20 protein-coding genes and 1 tRNA gene are annotated in these 21,143 nt (G+C 59.8%); 13 read left to right on the top strand and 8 right to left on the bottom strand.

Annotation, left to right across the window (positions count from 1 at the left end):
* Positions 1-33: 33 nt before the first annotated feature.
* Positions 34-825: a Crp/Fnr family transcriptional regulator gene (locus GZ093_RS05405; protein ID WP_296483133.1), complete on the top strand. Its 792-nt coding sequence runs from the start codon at positions 34-36 to the stop codon at positions 823-825.
* On the opposite strand, the gene GZ093_RS05400 is transcribed toward GZ093_RS05405, so the two are convergent.
* On the bottom strand, positions 822-1,505 hold the full coding sequence (locus GZ093_RS05400; RefSeq protein ID WP_296483130.1) for a YceH family protein: 684 nt from the start codon (positions 1,503-1,505) through the stop codon (positions 822-824). The genes GZ093_RS05405 and GZ093_RS05400 overlap by 4 nt on opposite strands.
* A 37-nt stretch (positions 1,506-1,542) precedes the next feature.
* Here GZ093_RS05400 and purN point away from each other — a divergent pair, with 37 nt between their 5' ends.
* Positions 1,543-2,136, top strand: coding sequence for a phosphoribosylglycinamide formyltransferase (gene purN / locus GZ093_RS05395; RefSeq protein ID WP_296483128.1), 594 nt, complete (start codon positions 1,543-1,545; stop codon positions 2,134-2,136).
* A gap of 494 nt (positions 2,137-2,630) precedes the next feature.
* Here the strand turns inward: purN and hrcA are convergent, their stop codons facing one another.
* Positions 2,631-3,635: a heat-inducible transcriptional repressor HrcA gene (gene hrcA, locus GZ093_RS05390; RefSeq protein WP_296483125.1), complete on the bottom strand. Its 1,005-nt coding sequence runs from the start codon at positions 3,633-3,635 to the stop codon at positions 2,631-2,633.
* Between the two features lie 28 nt (positions 3,636-3,663).
* On the opposite strand from hrcA, the gene GZ093_RS05385 reads away from it, so the two are divergent.
* Genes GZ093_RS05385 through rapZ form a run of 3 tightly spaced genes read left to right on the top strand, consistent with a single transcriptional unit; the run spans position 3,664 to position 7,125 of the window.
* Entirely contained in the window at positions 3,664-4,560 is an 897-nt protein-coding gene (locus GZ093_RS05385; RefSeq protein WP_296483122.1) for an NAD kinase, read from the top strand.
* 2 nt (positions 4,561-4,562) lie between these two features.
* Positions 4,563-6,239, top strand: coding sequence for a DNA repair protein RecN (gene recN, locus GZ093_RS05380; RefSeq protein ID WP_296483117.1), 1,677 nt, complete (start codon positions 4,563-4,565; stop codon positions 6,237-6,239).
* A complete protein-coding gene (rapZ, locus tag GZ093_RS05375) occupies positions 6,220-7,125 on the top strand; it encodes an RNase adapter RapZ (protein ID WP_296483114.1) in 906 nt (301 codons plus the stop codon). Before recN ends, rapZ begins: the two co-directional genes overlap by 20 nt.
* Here the strand turns inward: rapZ and mutY are convergent.
* Genes mutY through mutM form a run of 3 tightly spaced genes read right to left on the bottom strand, consistent with a single transcriptional unit; the run spans position 7,111 to position 11,007 of the window.
* Positions 7,111-8,139 (bottom strand): A/G-specific adenine glycosylase, encoded by a 1,029-nt coding sequence (gene mutY, locus GZ093_RS05370; RefSeq protein WP_296483188.1) that lies wholly within the window; start codon positions 8,137-8,139, stop codon positions 7,111-7,113. The two genes, rapZ and mutY, sit on opposite strands and share 15 nt — an antisense overlap.
* Positions 8,140-8,162: 23 nt before the next feature.
* Complete coding sequence (locus GZ093_RS05365; protein WP_296483111.1) at positions 8,163-10,142, bottom strand: dynamin family protein; 1,980 nt, start codon at positions 10,140-10,142, stop codon at positions 8,163-8,165.
* Between the two features lie 49 nt (positions 10,143-10,191).
* Positions 10,192-11,007, bottom strand: a complete 816-nt coding sequence (gene mutM / locus GZ093_RS05360; RefSeq protein WP_296483108.1) for a bifunctional DNA-formamidopyrimidine glycosylase/DNA-(apurinic or apyrimidinic site) lyase — start codon at positions 11,005-11,007, stop codon at positions 10,192-10,194.
* Positions 11,008-11,078: 71 nt separating this feature from the next.
* Between mutM and GZ093_RS05355 the strand changes: the two genes are divergently transcribed.
* From GZ093_RS05355 to GZ093_RS05320, 8 genes are all read left to right on the top strand, one after another.
* Positions 11,079-12,791, top strand: a complete 1,713-nt coding sequence (locus tag GZ093_RS05355; protein ID WP_363260236.1) for a tetratricopeptide repeat protein — start codon at positions 11,079-11,081, stop codon at positions 12,789-12,791.
* Positions 12,792-12,811: 20 nt separating this feature from the next.
* A complete protein-coding gene (locus tag GZ093_RS05350) occupies positions 12,812-13,300 on the top strand; it encodes a lipoprotein insertase outer membrane protein LolB (protein ID WP_296483103.1) in 489 nt (162 codons plus the stop codon).
* On the top strand, positions 13,297-14,160 hold the full coding sequence (gene ispE / locus GZ093_RS05345) for a 4-(cytidine 5'-diphospho)-2-C-methyl-D-erythritol kinase (protein WP_296483101.1): 864 nt from the start codon (positions 13,297-13,299) through the stop codon (positions 14,158-14,160). Before GZ093_RS05350 ends, ispE begins: the two co-directional genes overlap by 4 nt.
* A 14-nt stretch (positions 14,161-14,174) precedes the next feature.
* Positions 14,175-14,251, top strand: a tRNA-Gln gene (locus GZ093_RS05340).
* A gap of 68 nt (positions 14,252-14,319) precedes the next feature.
* Entirely contained in the window at positions 14,320-15,297 is a 978-nt protein-coding gene (locus GZ093_RS05335; protein ID WP_296483100.1) for a ribose-phosphate pyrophosphokinase, read from the top strand.
* A 102-nt stretch (positions 15,298-15,399) separates the two neighbouring features.
* On the top strand, positions 15,400-16,104 hold the full coding sequence (locus tag GZ093_RS05330; RefSeq protein ID WP_296483099.1) for a 50S ribosomal protein L25/general stress protein Ctc: 705 nt from the start codon (positions 15,400-15,402) through the stop codon (positions 16,102-16,104).
* 143 nt (positions 16,105-16,247) lie between these two features.
* Positions 16,248-16,862, top strand: coding sequence for an aminoacyl-tRNA hydrolase (gene pth / locus GZ093_RS05325; protein ID WP_296483096.1), 615 nt, complete (start codon positions 16,248-16,250; stop codon positions 16,860-16,862).
* Between the two features lie 40 nt (positions 16,863-16,902).
* Positions 16,903-17,352 carry a hypothetical protein gene (locus GZ093_RS05320; protein ID WP_296483091.1) on the top strand — a complete coding sequence of 150 codons (450 nt, stop codon included), beginning with the start codon at positions 16,903-16,905 and terminating at the stop codon, positions 17,350-17,352.
* Between the two features lie 24 nt (positions 17,353-17,376).
* On the opposite strand, the gene GZ093_RS05315 is transcribed toward GZ093_RS05320, so the two are convergent.
* The 3 genes from GZ093_RS05315 to GZ093_RS05305 form a co-directional block, all read right to left on the bottom strand.
* The gene (locus GZ093_RS05315) at positions 17,377-17,646 is read right to left on the bottom strand and encodes a YfhL family 4Fe-4S dicluster ferredoxin (RefSeq protein ID WP_296483087.1); all 270 of its coding nucleotides are present in this window, start codon (positions 17,644-17,646) and stop codon (positions 17,377-17,379) included.
* Positions 17,647-17,854: 208 nt separating this feature from the next.
* Positions 17,855-20,530: a cation-translocating P-type ATPase gene (locus GZ093_RS05310; protein ID WP_296483085.1), complete on the bottom strand. Its 2,676-nt coding sequence runs from the start codon at positions 20,528-20,530 to the stop codon at positions 17,855-17,857.
* A gap of 28 nt (positions 20,531-20,558) precedes the next feature.
* On the bottom strand, positions 20,559-21,029 hold the full coding sequence (locus GZ093_RS05305; protein WP_296483082.1) for a universal stress protein: 471 nt from the start codon (positions 21,027-21,029) through the stop codon (positions 20,559-20,561).
* Positions 21,030-21,143 lie beyond the last annotated feature (114 nt).

Raw genomic sequence — 21,143 nt, 5'->3', positions numbered from 1 at the left:
TATGCCCCTGGAGTGATCATTGGGAGACCGGATTTGGAAACTTCGCACAGCCCCCATCAAAACTATCTGCTCGCCGCCTTGTCGGCCGTCGAGCTCGGGCGTGTCTCGCCCGGCTTGGAGTTGGTTGCCATGCTGCAGGGCGAAGTTCTTTATGAATCCGGGCAAACCCTGCAGCATGTTTATTTTCCGACAAGCGCCATCGTGTCCCTGAACTGCTTGACCGAGACCGGTGCAACGTCCGACATTGCTTGGGTGGGCCGTGAGGGCGTTATTGGCATTCCGCTGGTCATGAGCAGCCATACGACGCCGACGGCGGCCGTTGTGTGTGTCAGCGGCTATGGCTACCGATTAAAGGAACAAATCCTGATGCAGGAACTCCGCCGCAGCGGCGGGCGCCGCGCCGGGGTGATGCAGCACTTGTTGCTGCGCTACACCCAGGCGCTGATGACGCAGCTGGCCCAAACGGCGGTCTGCAATCGGCATCATTCGGTGGAGCAGCAACTGTGTCGCTGGCTGTTGTCAACGCTCGACCGTTTGCCCTCCAATGAATTGACCATGACGCATGAGCATATCGCCAGCATGCTGGGTGTGCGCCGTGAAGGCATCACGGAGGCCGCCGGGCGTTTGCAGCAAGCGGGCTTCATTCGCTACTACCGTGGCCATATCACCGTGCTTGACCGCGCGGGCTTGGAGACACGGGTTTGTGAATGCTATGCAGTGGTCAAAAAAGAGCATGAGCATTTGCTGAACGATGTCGGCGAAGGTGCCGACAATTTCCCCAACCAGGCACCGCCAATCTTTCACTTGGCTTCGGGCTTTGCTTAAACCTGTTCCGGGGGCGAAACGCCCAACTCGGCGCACAGCTTTTGCACCGTTTCACGCAGCTTGGCTACTTCCACTTCGAGTCGTTCAATGCGCTCGGCGGTGTTGCCGCTCAGACCTTCAGACGAACGGCTCATCCCGGTTTGCGTCGCATCCACCGGTCCGCACAGCAGGTGCGCCCAGCGTTGCTCGCGCGCGGCGGGTCCGCGCGCGAGTTTGACCACCAGCGGGCCGCCTTTCTCCTTGGCGCGGTCCTGCAGCTCTTCCAGAAAGCCTTCGACCGAGGAAATATCGGCAAACTTGTACCAGCGCTCGGTGTTCAGGCGCAGCTCCCCGGCCGTCTGCGGGCCGCGCAACATCAAGAGCCCCAGCAGCACGGCGGCCTGTTCGTAGACCCCGATACCGCGCTGAAAGTTGTGTTCAAAACGTGTGGTGCGCGAGCCACTGCTTTCGCGCACCAGATGGGCCTCTTTCAGCGTGTTCAGGGCGCCAGCGACGTCGGCTTCGCTCAATTCCATCAGCGGCTCGCGGCTGGACTTCTGGTTGCAGCCCAGCAGCAGCGTGTTGAGTGTCAGCGGGTAGCTGTCAGGCACGGTGCGGGCCTTTTCCATCAAGGTGCCGAGCACGCGCGCCTCGGTCGGGGTCAGGACAGGCGTCGTGGTTGTGGGGCTAGGTGCAGTCATTGGAGGGGAAGAGGTCAAGGTCATAATTCGGGCCGATATGAAAAACATCGTTATTTTGATCTCAGGCGCCGGCTCCAACATGGCCGCCATCGTAAAAACAGCGCAGCGCGAGGCCTGGCCGGAACGATTTGGCGCGCGGGTCGCGGCCGTGATCAGCAACAAGGCCGCAGCCGCAGGGCTGGTCTTCGCACGCGAACACGGCATTGCCACCGAGGTGCTGGATCACAAAACCTTTGCCTCGCGCGAGGCATTTGATGCGGCCCTGGCCCAGCTCATTGATCGCTTTGATGCGCCGGAGCAACCCGTGCTGGTGGTGCTGGCGGGCTTCATGCGCATTCTCACGCCCGCATTTGTGGATCGCTACAGCGGGCGCTTGCTCAACATCCACCCGTCGCTGCTGCCGGCGTTTCCGGGGCTGCACACCCAACAGCAAGCGATCGATGCGGGTTGCAGGTTCGCTGGTGCCACCGTGCATCAGGTCACAGCGGAACTCGACCACGGCCCGATCCTGGCGCAAGCGGTGGCGCCGGTGTTGCCGGGTGATACGGCCGACACCTTGGCGGCCCGCGTGCTGTCCCAGGAGCACCTCATTTATCCGCGTGCGATTGCAGATTTGCTACTAAAAATGTAGCTATATACACATAAGATACGAGGGCTGCAGCCTGATTTATTATAAATCCATGGCTCGTGACGCGGCCGGGATGACGCTTCGGTTCATTGACGCTTGAGGTCAGAAAGCCGCAGTGTGGACCCACACTGCGGCTTAGGTGTTTGGTGGGCCTCCCGTGAGTCGAACACGGCACCAACGGATTATGCTTACCAACTACGACTTTCGTCGCCCCTTTCGGGTTTGTGGTCTGGACTGTCTCTTGTCTTTACGACCTGCCCGTACAGTCTCTACACGTTCTCTTCCGAAGAAGAGCTTCGCTCGGGATTGCCACGGTCACGAATGACCAGAGGTTTCCCCGACTTTGAGCAGTTCTACCAAGGCACAGAGTCAACTTACGCCAAGGCAACCCAATCTGTCTTTTCCATTCCCAGCCCCTGGTTCACAGGAAAAAACTACTTCAAGTCCGCTGCTCTAACCAACATGAGCTAGAGGCCCGAAGCGCAGATTGTAAGGGCCTACTTGTGGTGGCTCAGGGCGTTGCTGACCAATTTCGACGTGATGTCCACAATCTGGATCATCCGGTCGTAGGCCATGCGCGTGGGGCCGATGACGCCAAGCGTGCCCACCACCTGGCCGTCCACCTCGTACGGCGCGCTGACGATGGACAGGTCCTCAAACGGAACAACCTTGCTTTCGCCACCGATAAAAATACGCACGCCTTCGGCCTGGCCGGCAATATCAAGCAGGCGCATGAGTTGCGCTTTTTGTTCAAACAGATCAAATGCGCGACGCAGGTGGCCCATGTCATTGGAAAAATCAGTCACTGCCAGCAGGTTTCGCTCGCCCGAAATCACCACTTCGTCCTGCGTTTCTGACATGGCCTCAGAACTGACCGTCACGGCCGCCTGCATCAGGCTGGCAATTTCCGAGCGCAGTGATTCCACCTCGTTTTTCAAGCGCTCACGAACCTGTTCAATGGCCAGCCCGACGTAATGGCTGTTGAGGTAATTGGCGGCTTCAACCAATTGCGGCTGCGAATGATCCGTCTCGGTAAAAATAACCCGGTTTTGCACGTCGCCTTCGGGCGAGACGATGATGACCAGCAAGCGCCGCTCAGACAAGCGCAAGAATTCAATGTGGCGAAACACGGAGGAACGGCGCGGGGCGATGACCACGCCGACAAACTGGGACAGGTTTGACAGCAGGTTGGCCGCGTTGGAAATCACTTTCTGCGGCTGATCGGGTGCCAAGATGTGGGCTGCGAACTGCTCCTGGCGCACCGTCAGCATGGTGTCGACAAAAAGGCGGTAACCGCGCGCCGTCGGGATGCGCCCGGCCGAGGTGTGCGGGCTGACGATCAAGCCCAGCTCTTCCAGATCAGACATCACGTTGCGGATGGTGGCGGGCGACAAGTCCAGCCCCGAGGCTTTGGAGAGCGTGCGCGAACCCACCGGTTGCCCATCGGCGATATAGCGCTCAACCAGCGCTTTCAATAACAACTTGGCACGGTCATCGAGCATGCGGGCATTTTAGTGATGTAATTTGCCAATGAAATCTAAATTCCGGCATGTGGCGCTGATTGGCAAATACCAGACGGTGGCCTCGGGCGTGTCCAGCGCGTCATCGCGCCGCGTGTTGGAAGACATCGCGCATTTTCTAAATGCGCAGGGTTGCGAGGTGGTTTTTGAGCAAGACACCGCGCGCAATATGGGCATTTCGGGCTACCCGGTCGCGGATGTCGCCGCCATTGGCGCGAATTGTGATCTGGGCTTGGTTGTCGGCGGCGACGGCACCATGCTGGGCATTGGCCGCCAACTCGCCAAGTTCGGCGTGCCCTTGATTGGTGTCAACCAGGGGCGGCTCGGGTTCATCACCGACATCCCGCTGGACGGTTACGCCAGCGCGCTGGCGCCGATGCTGCGCGGCGAGTATGAGGAGGACCATCGCAGCCTGATGCACGCCAGGGTGATGCGTGACGGGCGCTGTGTCTATGACGCGCTGGCCATGAACGATGTGGTGGTGAACCGGGCGGCGACCTCGGGCATGGTGGAGCTGCGGGTTGAAGTCGATGGCCACTTCGTGGCGAACCAGCGGGCGGACGGCCTGATCATTGCCACGCCGACCGGTTCCACCGCGTATTCGCTTTCCGCCGGCGGGCCGCTCTTGCACCCCTCCATTCCGGGCTGGGTGCTGGTGCCGATTGCGCCACATACTTTGTCAAATCGGCCCATCGTCCTTGCCAACATTACTGAAATTGCTATTGAAATAATAGCTGGACGCGACGCCAGTGCAAGTTTTGACACGCAGTCACTGGCGTCGTTGCTGCATGGCGATCGCATCGTGGTGACACGCTCCGAACATCATGTGCGCTTTTTGCACCCCAGAGGCTGGTCCTACTTTGACACCCTGCGCCAGAAACTGCACTGGAATGAAGGAGTGGCCTGACTGTGAGCCTCAAACGAATTGTCTTGCGTGATTTTGTGATTGTGCGCGAGCTCGATCTTGACCTGGCGAGCGGCTTCACCGTTCTCACCGGCGAAACGGGGGCCGGCAAATCGATCCTGATTGATGCACTGCAATTGGTCACCGGCGGCCGGGCCGATGTCGGGGTCATTCGTGAAGGCACGAGTCGCACCGACGTCAGCGCGGAGTTTGACGCCACGGCTGACCTGGCGCTCTGGCTTGAAACGGCGGGCTTTGAGATTGGCGACAGCCTGTTGTTGCGACGCACAGTAGACACCCAGGGCAAAAGCCGCGCCTGGATCAACGGCAGCCCGGCCACCGCCACCCAGTTGCGCGCCATGGGCGAGCAACTGCTCGATATTCATGGGCAACACGCCTGGCAAAGCCTCACCCGTCCCGATGCGGTGCGAAGCTTGCTCGATGCCTATGCGCAGGTTTCGTCAAACGCTCTGGCAACGCTGTGGCAACAATGGCGCCAGGCGCAGGCCGACCTGGCGCAAGCCCATGGCGCGCAAGAGTCGTTAGAACGTGAACGCGAACGGCTGGCCTGGCAAATTGCTGAGCTTGAAAAGCTGGCGCCGCAGGCGGATGAATGGTTGGAGCTCAACACCGAACACGGCCGACTCTCCCATGCCCAAGCGCTGCTGGACGCCGCCCAAGGCGCCCTGCAGACCTTGGGTTCTGACGACGATGGCGGCGCCCTGGTGGCGCTCCATGGCGCCTGTCAATTGCTACAACAGCAGGAGCACCTTGAGCCCTATTTCAAAGGGCTGACGGAGGTTTTGACCTCAAGTCTGGCGCAGGTGGAAGACACGGTGCATTCCCTGCGGGGTTACCTGCGCAAGACCGAGCTGGATCCCCAGCGGCTGGGCGAACTCGACGAGCGCATGGCCTTGTGGCTGTCGCTGGCCCGGCGCTACCGCAGAGCCCCGGCGGAGCTGTCTGATTTGCTGGCGTCCTGGAGACAGGAGCTGCAAAAGCTGGAGGCCGCCGCTGATTTGGCGGGGCTGGAAGCCGCCTGCGCGCTGGCGTTTGACGCCTACATGCAGCAGGCCCGGCAACTCTCGAAGGCGCGCGCCGGTGCCGCACCGAAGCTGGCGCGGGCCATCACGCAAGCCATGCAGGGGCTGGGGATGCAAGGTGGCCAGTTTGAAGTGGCGCTGCAGGCGGCGGCGCAACCGACGCAAAGTGGCCTGGAAGAAGTCAGCTTTCTGGTGGCGGGGCATGCGGGTAGTACACCCAGAGCGGTGAGTAAAGTGGCTTCTGGCGGTGAGTTGTCTCGCATGGCGCTGGCAATCGCCGTCACGACCAGCCGGCTCGGCACCGCACCGACGCTGATTTTTGACGAGGTGGATGCGGGTGTGGGCGGCGCGGTGGCCGAGACAGTCGGTCGCCTCATGCAGCAATTGGGTGTCGACCGGCAGGTGCTGGCCGTGACCCATCTGCCCCAAGTTGCTGCTTGTGCGGACCACCATCTGGTCGTGGCCAAACAATTGCAGGGCAGTTCGACGACGAGTTCAGTGCTTGTTGTGCAGGACGATCAACGGGTGGCAGAGGTGGCGCGCATGCTGGGGGGCGAACGCCTCTCGGGCACGACGCTGGCACACGCCCGGGAAATGCTGCAAGTCGGGGAGACATTCGATGACGTCCGAAACCGATAGTCTGCAGATCGTCCTGATTACCGGCATGTCGGGCTCCGGCAAGTCGGTGGCGCTGCACGCGCTGGAAGACGCTGGTTTTTTCTGCGTTGACAACTTGCCGCCCGAACTTTTTTTGCCGTTTGTCGCGTTGCAGAAGATGCATCAAACCAAGCGCGTGGCCATTGCGATGGACGTTCGGACGGCGTCGTCGCTGCCTTTGGTGCCTGAGCAGCTTGCCACCCTGCGCACGCAGGGCGTCGTGGTCAAGTCGCTCTTTCTGGATGCCACCACCGGCACCTTGGTGCGCCGCTATTCAGAAACCCGGCGCAAGCACCCCCTGTCCCAGTTCGCCTCCGATCCCGCGCCACACGACCAGCGGCGCGCGCTGGTGGATGCCATTGAACTCGAGCGGGAACTGCTGGCTGATCTGCGCGAAAACGCCCATGTGATCGACACCAGCATCATCAGACCCTCGCAGTTGCAGGGCTACGTCAAGTCGCTGATCTCCGCATCGGGGGAGCAGCTGACCTTGGTGTTCGAGTCCTTTGCCTTCAAGCGCGGCGTTCCAAGTGACGCCGACTATGTGTTTGATGTGCGCATGTTGCCCAACCCGCACTACGAGCCCGAGTTGCGCCATTTGACCGGGCGAGACCGGCCCGTGGCTGATTTTCTGGAACAGCAGGCCGACGTCGCCCTCATGCTGGCGCACATTCAACAGTTTTTGAACCATTGGCTTGAGGCATTGGCACGCGACCACCGGAGCTACGTCACGGTCGCCATTGGCTGCACCGGTGGCCAGCACCGTTCGGTCTACCTCGTGGAAAAACTGGCGGGTCTGTTTGGCGACAAATGGATGACTTTGATGCGGCACCGGGAACTGGAAGCCAGCCTGCTACTCCTGGAGTAGCAATTTTCTGACGGGGGCCGGCAAGCCCAAGTGCGGCCACTCCTGTGCGCTCATCCAGCGCCCCTGCGATGACGCCTGGGCAGAGCGTGGCATTTGCACCTGAACCGGATGCAGGTACAGGTCCTTGTGAGTCAATACGTGGGTAAAGGACGGCGTGTCATGCAAGGCGGTGCGGTAGCGTTCGGGTACCGCTGTCTCCAGTGCCTCGCGCTGGTCGAACCACGGCAGGCAGTAAAGCCCGGCCCAGACCCCAGGGGTCGGCCGCTGGCTCAGCCACACGCTGTCATTTTCGCCCTGTGCCCATAGCAGCCAGATCGACTGCGAACTGCGCTTGAGTTTGCGCGTCTTTACCGGGTAGCCCTCAGGCTGGCCCAAACGCCGCGCGACACAGGACTGGGCGAGCGGGCAGGCTTCGCAGCCTGGCTTTCTGGCGGTGCAAAGCGTGGCACCCAGGTCCATCAAGCCTTGTGTGTAGCGCGGCATGGCCTGCGGCAGATCACGCAGTGGCAGCAAGCGCGACGCCTCATCCCAAAGCCGCCGCTCGTTGGCTGCTGAAGCCAGGTCGCCGTCAAAGCCCAGCACGCGCGTGAGCACGCGCTTGACATTGCCATCCAGAATGGCCACCCGTTCAGCAAAGCACAAGGATGCAATTGCGGCTGCGGTCGAGCGGCCAATACCGGGCAATGTCTGCAGCAGCAGGGCGGTTTGTGGGAAAAGCCCACCATGCAGTCGCATGACCGCCTGAGCGCACAAATGGAGGTTGCGGGCGCGGCTGTAATAACCCAAACCGCTCCACAAACCCAACACGTCGTCCAGCGAGGCGGCGGCCAGTGAACGCACGTCGGGAAAGCGCTCAAGAAAGCGGGGGAAATAAGTCAGTACGGTTGCCACCTGGGTCTGTTGCAGCATGATCTCGGACAGCCAGACCCGGTACGGATCGCAGGTGTTCTGCCATGGCAAATCATGGCGGCCGTGCGTTTCTTGCCAACGCACCACTTGAGTGGCGACATCCATCACCACGCGTTCATTCACGCTCGTCAAACCAGTTCAATGACCTGGGTGATAGCGGCGTCATCAGTTGCAGCGCACCGATCAGGGTCGGTTGCCGTCACCAGATAATCGGTCAACTCCGACAGTTTGGTATCGAGTTGATCCAAGCTGTTCTTTTGCCCCTGAATTTCATCAATGCGTTCGCCGAGGCCGCCGGAGGCTTGCTGTATTCGATCGATGGCCTCCAGTCGCCGGCTGAAGTTACGCCGCCGCTCGCGCAACTGGACATCGAGTTGGGCAGCGGCCGCCTTGCTCCACAGCTCAATATCACCCAACGCCGTTTCATGGATGGTGCGTAGGCGGGTGGACAGTGCACGCACCAGTCGATCTGAAAACTCGGGCTGCGCCAGCCTGAAAGTATTGCCGACGCTGAGGTACTGCAGATGGCTGCGTTCCACCAGATCAAGGTCATGCAGATAAGCGTCCAAACCTGGTTCGCTGGGCGCCTGCAATGAGAACCCATGTTCGGCGTTCAGTTGTCGAAACGTCGCGGCCAGCATGACCTGGATTTCAGCGCTGATGGATTGCACCTCCCGCAGATTCTTGCGCAGCCGCTCAAAAGTCTCGCCATAGGCGCGGTTGACGCCCAGTTTGATGCCGGTTTGCTGCAACAGCTGGGTGAGCTGGGCCATTTCCTTTTTGAGTGCTGTCGGCCCCAGCAGACTGAACACTTCACGCAGCAGTTTCAGGTGGACCGAACGCACCGCATGAATTTTCGCGCCACCCAGATCAAACTCGGCTTGCTCTTGCGAAATGCGTGACCGCATGTTCTTGATGACGGCTGAGTTTTTTCCCTGGAGACCCTCAAGCTCAATCAGTTGCTCGGTCAGGTCACGCCTGCGCATGTGAATCACGCGACCCGTCTCGGCACGCAAATCTGAAATGCCGCTGAAGATGGCAGAGCTCAACATTTTTTGCCGCTGGCCCATGATGCCCTGGCCAAGCGCTTCTTCAAGCGCGGACAAGCAGCTGAGTTCCAGCAAGGCCGAATCGCCTGTCACCTTGGCCACCAGGCCTTTTTGCGCCGATACCGGGATCACCTGCCGCCTGGCGATACCCAATATCTCGGCGGTTGAGGCTTGCTGGCGCTGTATCTGCGCTTGCACCTGGGGGGGGGAACTCAGAGCGTCCCACAAGGTGTCTATCTTGTTGAGAACCACCAACCTTGAATTTGCATCAATCGAATCAGCGACCAAGTGTTCACGCCAGATGGCAAGGTCCGACTTGGTGACGCCGGTATCAGCGCCGAGAATAAAAACGACGGCATGGGCCTGTGGAATCAGGCTGACCGTCAGTTCAGGTTCGGCGCCGATCGCGTTGAGGCCAGGTGTATCCAGAATCACCAAGCCCTGCTTTAACAAAGGGTGCGCAATATTGATCAAGGCATGGCGCCACTTGGGCACTTCCACCAGGCCTTGCGCATTGACCGTGGGATTGTCTTCTGGCGTCTCGGTCTGCCAAAAGCCAAGCGCCTTGGCTTCGGTCTGGGTGACCTGACGCGTTTCAGCTACCTTCTCAAGCGCTTCCGAGAGCTGCTTGGGGTCATGCACATTCAAGTCAATGCGCGTCCATTTCTCCGGCACCATGCGCCATTCCATCAACGCTTGCGGTTGCAGGCGGGTTTCAATCGGCAGGAGGCGCAGGCAAGGCGGGACGTGGGCGTCGTAGCCCATCTCGGTCGGGCACATGGTGGTGCGTCCGGCGCTGGCGGGCATGATGCGCCGCCCGTAGCCGGCAAAGAAAATGGCGTTGATCAACTCCGATTTGCCGCGGGAAAACTCGCCCACAAACGCGACCATGACTTTGTCAGCGCGCACCTGTGTTTCCAGGCGACGCAAGCGTTCTTCTACCGCGGCGTCGAGTAGTTCGTGGTCTTTCAGCCACTCGGCCAATAGCTTCAGGCGCAGGGCAAACTCACGCCGCCACGTGCCGTGTAGATCAAATTGTTCGTTAAATGAAATAGCCAAATTGCCTCCGCGCAATGTTTCAATATAGCACCGAGCGGTGCCTTGACACCTAAGCTTTCTGGCAATGAGGGCAGTAAAACGTCGACCGCTGACCTTGTCGCAAGGTCTTGATGGATGTCCCGCAAACCCTGCAGGGCTGCCCTTGCCGGGCATAAACCATGGCTTCCAGTTGAAAATGACCGCTGTCGCCATTGGCGCTGGAGAAATTTCGCAGCGTGCTGCCGCCCTTGGCCACGGCACGCGCCAGCACATCGCCGATTGCGGCGTGCAGTTTGACGCTGCGCGGCCGACTCAGGCGGCCAGCGCTCAGGGTTGGTCGGATGCCCGCCATAAACAGCGCTTCTGAAGCGTAAATATTGCCCACGCCCACCACCACATCACCCGCCAGCAGCACCTGTTTGATAGCGGCCTTACGGCGCTTCAATGCGGCATGGAAGCGGTCAACGTCAAAAACATCGGACAAAGGCTCCATGCCGAGTTTGCCCAATAGCTTGCGAGCCTGCGGGGCATCCTCGCTGTCTGCATAGACCACTGCCCCAAACCGACGAGGATCGGTCAGTCGCAGTGTGCCCTGCGTGGTCACCATCTCAAAATGGTCATGGGCGCCGGCAGGGGGCAAGCGCCGGGCAAAACTCAAGCTGCCCGACATGCCCAAATGCACCAGCAGCAAGCCGTGATCGAGATCGACTAACAAGTATTTGCCGCGTCTTCGCACTGCCAGCACTGACCGCCCCGCCAGCTGGGCGGGACAACACCCCAAGGGCCAGCGCAGCGATTTGCCCATGCGCACAGAAATGATTATTGCTCCTGCTATGTCGAAGGCAAAACTCAAGCGTGTGACTTCAACCTCAGGCAATTCGGGCATGACAAAGAAATTTCGGTCGCATAGATTATTATCATCTTATGTTGAATTTTCACTGTTTGCCTCGTTGCAGCGTGCTGCTCGCCCTCGTTTGCGCGCTGGGCGTGAATGCCCAAACGCCGTCTGACAAGGCGGCTGAGCCCAAGAGTTCAGCGCTCAGCAGCGAGCTCTTTTATCAACTGTTGTTGGGGGAACTCAATGCCCGCGGCGGGGAGCCGGGTGCCGCTTACTCGCTGATGCTTGATGCAGCGCGGAAAACGAATGATCCGAGACTCTACCAACGTGCGGTTGACATCGCATTGCAGGCGCGCTCGGGCGATTCGGCGCTGCTGGCAGCGCGTGCCTGGAAACAGGCCCAGCCCGCATCACGTGAGGCCAATCGCTACGTCCTGCAGATATTGATTGGTCTGAACCGTATTGGCGAGACATTGGAGCTGCTCAAGCGTGAGATCGCGCTAGCGGATGGCAAGGACCGGGCCAGTACCATCTTGGGCCTTGCGCGCTACTTTGCGCGAGCGACCGATAAAAAGCTGGCTGCCGCCACGGTGGAGCAAGCGCTAGCCAGTTACTTGGATGCTCCGGCGACCGGCGTTGCCGCCTGGACCGTCATCGGACGCATGCGTTTGGAGGCGGATGATGCCAGCGGCGCATTGCATGCGGTGCGCAAGGCGCGGGAGCTGGATGCCAAATCAGAGCCTCCCGCTTTGTTGGCCTTGGCCATGATGGGGGCCAAAGTGCCGCAGGCTGAGGCTCTTGTGAAGGAATACATCGAGGACAAGCCAATGCCCGAGGTGCGAATGGCGTATGTCCGCGTTTTGTTGGATGCCCAGCGCTATGCGGAGGCAGCCGCGCAGCTGCAACTCGTTACCGCGGAAAAGCCTGACCATGCAGAGGCTTGGCTGATACGGGGCGTACTCGAGTTGCAGGAGGGCAATCCCGCCGTGGCGGAACGCTCGCTAAAACAGTATGTGGAACTGGCGCTGGCCAAGCGCAATGGCACACCCAGCGTGGACGCGGGGCGTGGTTTGACCCAGGCTTATCTTTCCCTGGCCCAAATTGCCGAGCAACAGAAGGATTTTGTGCAAGCCGATGCGTGGCTGCAACGCATTGACAGCAAGGAAGACGTACTCAACGCCCAGCTGCGCCGCGCCGGTCTCCTTGCCCGGCAAGGCAAGCTGGAAGACGCGCGTCAACTGATTCGCAGCCAACCCGAGGTGTCGCCTGCAGACGGTCGGCAAAAGTTGGCTGCTGAAATACAACTGCTGCGTGACAGCAAGCAGTACCCGGCCGCCTATGAACTTCTGGCCCAGGCCGCTTCGACCAACCCCGAGGATTTTGGTCTCGCTTATGACATGGCCATGGTGGCCGAAAAGTTGGGCAAGCTTGACGAGATGGAGCAGTTGCTGCGCAGCGTGATCGCTGGAAAACCCGAGGATCCGCATGCTTATAACGCCCTGGGTTATTCACTGGCAGAACGCAGTACTCGCTTGGTCGAGGCCAAACAGCTCATTTTGAAGGCGCTGGACTATGCGCCAGGCGATCCTTTTATTAGCGACAGCCTGGGCTGGGTGGAATTCCGCAGTGGCAATCTGGCTGAGGCTCAACGCATTCTGGAGGCGGCATTTAAAGCCCGCCCGGACGCAGAAATTGCAGCTCATTTGGGTGAAGTCTTGTGGAACCTCGGTCAGCGCGATCAGGCGCGGAGCATCTGGAAGCAGGGCCTGCAACTCAATGCCGATAATGAAACCCTGCTTGAGACTCTAAAGCGCCTGCGTGTGACCTTGTGATGCAGCGAAGAATCACTGGCTTGGCTGTCGCTCTATTTGCTATTTTGTTTTTGGTTGGTTGCGCAGTCCCGACGCCGGTCAGCACCCTCAATCAGTCTGAACGTCCAGTTTGGCGCGGCCGCCTGGCGGTGCGGGTCGAGTCCGACCAAGCACAGTCTGCGCCCCAGGCCTTTGCTGCCGGGTTTGAGTTGACTGGCAATGCTCAGGCCGGTGAGTTGACGCTATACACCCCCCTGGGGACGACCGCCGCCGCGCTCTCTTGGTCAGCCGGCACGGCGCTGATGCGCACCAACGGCGACATTCGCTCCTTTGCATCGTTGGACGCCTTGATCCAGCAGGCGGTCGGCGCCGAGATACCGGTGATTGCGCTCTTTGCCTGGCTGGCCGGAGACAACATGCGTGCGGCGGGTTGGAGTGCTGACCTGTCGCAACTGGCTGATGGTCGGCTGACCGCTCGCCGCACAGAGCCCGCGCCTGTGACGGAACTGCGACTGGTGCTTGAAAAGTGAAGGCACTCTACGATATCTGCGCACCGGCCAAGCTCAACCTGTTCTTGCACATCACAGGAAGGAGGGGCGATGGTTATCATTTGCTGCAATCGGTCTTCATGCTCATTGATTGGTGCGACACACTGCATTTTGACTTGCGCGCCGATGGACAAATCAGCCGCGAGGACCTGACGACCAAGTTACCGGATGATGACCTGGTGGTTCGCGCTGCACGCGCGCTGCAAGTCGCGAGCAGCAGCCCTCTAGGCGTTCATATCGGGATAGAAAAACACATTCCCGCGCAAGCGGGCATGGGCGGCGGATCTTCCGATGCGGCCTCGACCCTGTTGGCGTTGAACCGTTTGTGGCGGCTCAACTACTCGCTCGAAAAACTTAGCCAAATCGGGCTTCAACTGGGTGCCGATGTGCCGTTTTTCCTAGGTGGACGCAATGCCTGGGTTGAAGGAATTGGTGAAAAAATGAGCCCTGTAGCCGTGCCTTCAGGCCGATTTCTGGTGGTCAAGCCCACAGAGGGGCTCGAAACGAGATTAATTTTCTCGGATCCGGCCCTGAAAAGAGACAGTGAAACCGCTATAATTTCAGGCTTCGCTGCAAATGCTTTCAGTTTCGGTCGTAATGACCTACAGAGTGTTGCCCAAAGACTTTGTCCGGGCGTGACCCAAGCCCTTGAGTGGCTGGCATCGCGTGGACTCAGTGGCCGGATGACAGGCTCTGGAAGCGCGGTATTTGCACAGGTGTTGCAGGATATTGATCTGATAGGCGCTCCAGGCGAGTTTCAGGTCAGGTTGTGTAGCAGTCTGGATGTTCATCCATTGCTGGGTTGGGCAGTCAGCGACGGTTTGTCGGTTAGCAGCATTTAGTTGCCAACCCGTGTAGGGGAGTCGCCAAGTTGGTTAAGGCACTGGATTTTGATTCCAGCATGCGAAGGTTCGAATCCTTCTTCCCCTGCCAAAAATTTTGTTGTATGAGCCGGGCGCCGGACGTACTGACGCAAACGCTACTCAAACGCCGAGATACTCATGCTGGCTCCTCCCCCCCCTGATTTCATGGTTTTTACGGGCAACGCCAATCCGGGGATGGCTGCGGACATTGCCAGCTACCTGGGCATCCGGCTCGGCGACGCCATGGTTGGCCGCTTCTCAGATGGTGAAGTGACGGTCGAAATAAATCAGAACGTGCGGGCGCGAGACGTTTTTGTGGTGCAGTCCACTTGCGCACCCACCAACGACAACCTGATGGAACTGCTCATCATGGTGGATGCACTCAAGCGCGCATCAGCCGAACGCATCAGTGCCGTGATTCCGTATTTTGGCTATGCACGGCAAGACCGCCGCCCACGCTCCAGTCGGGTGCCCATTACCGCCAAGGTGGTGGCCAACATGCTACAGACCGTCGGCGTCGCCCGTGTCTTGACCATGGACTTGCATGCCGATCAGATACAGGGTTTTTTTGATATCCCGGTTGACAATATTTTTGCCTCTCCCATCTTGCTGGGCGATTTGCGTCAGAAAAATTACGAAGATTTGATTGTGGTGTCGCCGGATGTGGGCGGTGTGGTGCGCGCGCGCGCGCTGGCCAAGCAACTCAATTGCGATTTGGCCATTATTGATAAGCGTCGCCCTAGAGCCAATGTGAGCGAGGTGATGCATGTCATTGGCGAGATCGATGGCCGCAACTGCGTCATCATGGATGACATGATTGATACCGCGGGCACCTTGGTCAAGGCGGCGGAGGTTTTGAAAGAGCGCGGCGCAAAAAAAGTCTACGCTTATTGCACGCACCCCATTTTTTCGGGTCCGGCCATTGAACGTATCACCAACGGTGAGGCGCTCGATGAAGTGGTGGTCACCAACACCATCCCCTTGAGCCAGGCTGCTCTTGCCTGCAAGAAGATTCGACAATTGTCCGTGGCCCCGTTGATCGCCGAGACGATTCAGCGCATTGCCAAGGGCGAGTCGGTGATGAGTTTGTTCTCGGATCAGGAAAACCTTTTCTGATTTGGGCAAAAGCGGGCTCAGAGCACCAAGAATTGCGTACTCTGAGCCATTTTAAAACCGGAGTCACACTGGTCGCGGTGGATTCCTCCAGGAGTAAATATTATGAAATTCGTCGCTTTTGAGCGCGCCAAGCAGGGCACGGGTGCGAGCCGCCGTCTCCGCATCACCGGTCGTACACCGGGTATTGTTTATGGCGGTGGCACTGAGCCACAGCAGATCGAGATTGATCACAATGCCCTGTGGCATGCCTTGAAGCATGAGGCGTTTCACGCCACCGTGCTGGACATGGAAATGAACGGCACCGCAAACAAGGTTTTGCTGCGTGACGTGCAGATGCACCCATTCAAGCAACTCGTTTTGCACGTCGACTTTCAGCGCGTTGATGCCAAGACCCGTCTGCACATGAAAGTGCCGCTGCACTACAGCGGCGATGAGAACTCCTCCGCCATCAAGACCGAAGGTTGTATTGCCAATCACGTGATCACTGAAATCGAAGTGTTGTGTCTCCCGAAAGACCTGCCTGAATTCATCGCCGTCGATTTGAGCGGCCTGAAAAAAGGTAGCTCTCTGCACTTGTCCGACGTCACACTGCCCAAGGGTGTGACCGCTGTGACACGCGGCAACAAGAACCCGGTTCTGGTATCGGTGGTGGTGATTGGTGCGGCAGAAGCACCGACCGCAGAGGCCGGTGAGGTGCCGGCAGCGGCAGCTGGGGCGCCTGCAGCAGCTGGCAAGGCAGCGCCCGCCGCTAAAGCACCCGCCGCCAAGGCGCCAGCAGCCAAAGCGCCCGCAGCCAAGAAGAAATAACCTTTGACTGTTGGGACACGCTGACCTGCCGCGCAGGCAGCGTCGTTTGGCTTCAATTGAAATGATTGGTCGCCAACTGTTCATCAATGGCCCGCTCGCGGGCCATTTTTTTTGACACTTGCGCTTACCCTGATAATTTGCACATGATCAAACTCTTTGTTGGTCTTGGCAATCCCGGCCCCGACTACGAATCCACCCGGCACAATGCGGGCTTTTGGTGGCTGGATGCAGTCGCGCGCGAGCTCAAGACCAACCTGTCGATGGACAAGACCTTCCATGGACTGCTAGCGCGTGTCAACGTGAGCGGGCAAGCGGTCTGGCTGCTCAAACCCCAAACCTTCATGAACCTGAGCGGCAAATCGGTCGCTGCACTGGCCCGGTTCTTCAAAATCGAGCCGCAGGAAATACTGGTGGCGCACGATGAGTTGGACCTCGCGGCCGGTGAGGCCAAACTCAAGCTGGGGGGCAGTCATGCTGGGCACAACGGTTTGCGCGACATTCACGCCCAATTGGGTACCGACGCCTACTGGCGCCTGCGCCTGGGTGTCGGGCATCCGGGCCTCAAGTCGGAAGTCATCAACTGGGTGCTTAAAAAGCCTTCACTGGATCACCGGCTGGCGATTGATCAGTGCATCGCCCGCGCCGTCACCGCTCTGCCGAACTTGCTGGTGGGCGATATGGACAAAGCCATGCTGCTGATCCATACCAGCAAGCCACCCCGACCGAAGCCGCCCAGGCCTGAAACGACGGCTTTGTAAATCCAGACGCGCTTTTGACCTATCCAACCGGAGTTACACCATGCCAAACCATATTGTGATTGCTACTATTAGTATAGCTACATTGGCTTTATCGACGGGGGCTGGAGCTCAAAATGTCTATAAATGTGGCAATACCTACAGCCACATGGCTTGCCCCGATGGCGAGGTCATTGACGCCACCGACCAGCGTTCCTCGGCCCAAAAATACCAAACTGATCAGGCAGTTGGTCGAGACGCGCGACTGGCCGACGCGATGCAGAAGGCTCGGCTGAAACAAGAGAAAAAGGACCTGGCCGCGAACACACCGTCGAAGAAGCCATTGGATAAGCCGGTCAGCGCCAGGACCCCCAACAAGGTCAGCACCCTGCCGGCGAAATTAAGGAATAAAGAAAAAGAGCCGGAGTACTTTGTGGCGCAGCGTCCCGGCGACAAAAAGAAAAAATCGACGTCGAGCACCAGCACGTCAGCAAAGGATGTGAACAAGCGCTGATGCGGGCCTCGGTCCGGTATAGACTCAAAGCACGACGGGCTTGTTCACCTGAAGCTGCAACTGGCGGTATTTCTGCCACAGTGTGGCCCGGTCTTCCACAAACTGCGGATCAATCGGTATGCACGCCACCGGGCAGACCTGCACGCATTGCGGCTCGTCAAAATGCCCGACACATTCGGTGCATTTGTTCGGATCGATCTGGTAGATCTCCAGCCCCATGAAAATCGCGTCGTTGGGGCACTCGGGCTCGCACACATCGCAATTGATGCATTCGTCAGTGATGATCAAAGCCATGGCTGAACACCTGCCATCAGGATAAGCGTTGTTGGGTTAACTCGCATGGTTCGAATTATCGGCGTTGCCGCGACGACGGACCCAAGTCCCTACTGACATCAGGTTCACGACCCAATGACCGATCTGCTCAGCGCCTGCCACTGAGCAGCCACGCCAGCCTGCGGCTCCGGCGGGTTTCAACACGGCGGCCGGATGAAGACGCGATGGGTCAGGACAACGATGCGGCGAGAGCAGGGCGCTTGCGGCGCAACCATAGCTTCTCAATCTCGACGGCGAAAAACACCACTGCGGAGGCGGCGAGGCAGATCATCAGTTCGACCAGGCTCAGGGCTTGTGTCTTGAAAATCGGGTTCAGCACAGGCACATAAATCGTTGCCATCTGTAGCGCAAAAGTCAGTAGCACGGCGCCGATCAAGGGCTTGTTGGAGCCCAGGCCGAGGCTGAACAACGACTCGGCTTCCGAGCGGATGGCTAGCACATGGGCCATTTGCCCCAGCGTCAACACGGTAAATACCATGGTCTGCCAATGTGCATGGGCGGTGGACAAGGCCCAGGCCTGCACCAGCAGGCACAAACCGCCTAGCAGCAAACCGACCCACAAAATATGTTGCCAGAGGCCGTTTGCGAACAGGCTCTCCTGCGGGGTGCGCGGCGGGCGCTGCATGATGCCGTGCTCCGCCGGCTCGGCCGCCAGCGCCAGGCCCGGCAAACCATCGGTCACCAGGTTGACCCACAGGATGTGGATGGGCAGCAGCGGAATGGGCAAGCCCAGCATCGGTGCCAGAAAGATGGTCCAGATTTCGCCCGAATTGCCGGTCATCGCATAGCGGACAAATTTCCGGATGTTGTCGTAAATGCGCCGGCCCTCCCGCACTGCGGCGACGATGGTGGCAAAGTTATCGTCCAGCAGGACCAGGCTCGACGCCTCGCGCGCCACATCGGTGCCGCCACGGCCCATGGCCACGCCGATATCGGCCCGCTTGAGTGCAGGTGCATCGTTCACACCGTCGCCCGTCATGGCCACAAACTCACCGCGGGCCTGCAAGGCTTCGACGATGCGGATTTTTTGCGCCGGATCGACGCGCGCATAGACCCGCACCGCCATGACATGTTCGCGCAAAGTCGGCTCGTCCATGACCGCCAACTCGGACCCCGTCAGCACCTCGGCGTCGCCATCCACGACGATGCCAAGACGCCGCGCAATGGCCAGCGCAGTGGCAGGATGGTCGCCCGTGATCATCACCGGGGTGATTCCTGCCGTTTGGCAATCGCGTACGGCGAGCGCCGCCTCCGGCCGCGGCGGGTCGATCAGGCCAATCAGGCCGATCAGGCTCATGCCGGACTCCACCGACTCGACGTCACCGGGCGCGGGCAGCGTCGCATGCGTGCGAGACGCCAGCGCCAGCACCCGCAAGCCCCGAGCCGCCATGGCCTCGGCGGTCGCCAGCACGGCTTCCTGCTGCAGCGGCATCGCGCCCTCCACGTGCCATTGCGTGCTGCACAGAGGAATCACCGATTCGGGCGCGCCCTTGGTGTAGGCAATGAAGCCCGCCTCCGATCGGTGCAAGGTGCTCATGCGTTTGCGTTCCGAGTCGAACGGCAGCTCCTGCACCCGTTCGAACTGGCGCTCCAGTTCGGCCTTGTCGAGCCCAGCCTCCAGCGCCACTTGCGTGAGCGCAGTTTCGGTCGGGTCGCCCTGCCACACGCCTTCGCGGTTGCGGCCGGCGTCGTTACACAAGGCCGCCGCACGCAACAGCTCCAGATGGAGCGACCCGGCAAGCTCGCGACCCGGGGCGCCGCTTCCCGGCACCCACTCCTGCCCGTCGGCCAGCAGCAGTTCGGCGTGCATGCGGTTCTGCGTCAGGGTGCCGGTTTTGTCAGTGCAGATGTAGGTGACCGAACCCAGTGTCTCGACTGAGGGCAAACGGCGGATCAGCGCATTGAGCGACACCATGCGGCGCGCGCCCAGCGCCAGCAGCACCGTCACCACGGCGGGCAAGGCCTCGGGAATGGCGGCCACGGCCAGACTCACGGCGGTCAGGATCATCAGCACCGGCGCCTCGCCGCGCATCACCCCGACCAGGAAGATCACAACACAGATGGCAATGACCGCCAGCGCCAGCCGCTTGCCAAATGCCGCCAGGCGCAGCTGCAGCGGGGTGCTGCGGTCGGTGTCACGGTCCAGCAACCCGGCCACCTTGCCCAGCTCGGTCGCCATGCCCGTCGCGACCACCAGACCGCGGCCGCGCCCGTGGGTTGCCGTGGTGCCCTTGAAGGCCATGTTGAGCCGGTCGCCTAGCGCATGGGCCAGACCGGTCAGCGTCCCGGCGTGTTTTTCTACCGTGACCGACTCGCCAGTCAGGGCCGACTCATCGACCTTGAGTTGGGCAATTTCGATCAGTCGCAGGTCGGCCGGCACCTGGTTGCCGGCCTCCAGCAACACAATGTCACCGGGCACCAACTCGCTGGAGGCAATCACCTGCGCCTGCCCACCGCGCAGCACGGTGGCATGGGTGGCGGCCAATTGCTGGAGTGCCGCCATGGCTTTATCAGCCCGCCAGGCCTGCACAAAACCGATGGTTGCATTGAGCAGAACAATCACCAGGATGGCCAGCGTATCAACCAGATCGCCGATGACGCCCGAGATCACGGCGGCGGCGATCAGCACCAGAACCATGAAGTCCTTGAACTGGTCAATGAACTGAGCCCAAAGACCGCGACCCGGCCGCCCCTGGATTTCGTTCGGCCCGTGCTGCTGCGCACGGCGGCTGGCCTCGTCCTCATGCAGACCATGCGCCGGGTCGACCCCGTGCCGACGCGCTAACTCGTGGGCATCATGCAGGTGCCAGTGATCCTTTTCGACCGGGGGTGCTTCCTGCGCCATCGCGATTTCAATACGGGCTCAAACCCGGTCATTGAGCCTCGTCGAACTCAGCCTCATCAATATCCGGCGTTGGCGCGGCCTTGATGATCATGACCGGCACATTCGCAGCATGCAGCACCTCATTGGAGACTGAGCCGAGTAACGCGCTACGCAAGGGACTTGTGCCGCTGGCACCCATCACCACCAGATCACAACCAAAATTCTCCAGGATATCGATGAGGGTATGGGCGGGGTCCCCCATGGCTACTTCAGACTCGAAAGCAATGTTGGCCTGCTCCAACAGCGCCTCGGCTGCGGCCAGCGTGTTGGCGCCCGCCGCCGCGCTGACCTCTTCAATCACTTGGGGATCGTGCGCCACCATCAGTTCGTACAAGGTCGCAGGCTCCTGAACATTGGCCAGCACCATGCTGCAGGCCAAGCCTTCTTGTGCCATGCGAATGGCGAAGCGAACAGCGTCCAACGAGACTGTGGAACCATCGACAGGTAATAGTATTTTCATTTTTTCTCCGGTTTCATTTGGGGTTCTGGTGGATAAAAGCTTGCAGGCTTCAAGCGTGGAACACGCGCCTGATTCCCATTGTGAAATAAGTCAATATACGCCAACATTACCAAA

The organism is Rhodoferax sp. (genome assembly GCF_010365055.1).
Classification (GTDB): Bacteria; Pseudomonadota; Gammaproteobacteria; order Burkholderiales; family Burkholderiaceae_C; genus Rhodoferax.
Note: the sequence above shows the minus strand (reverse complement) of the source record. Positions and strands in the feature narration are given on the sequence as shown.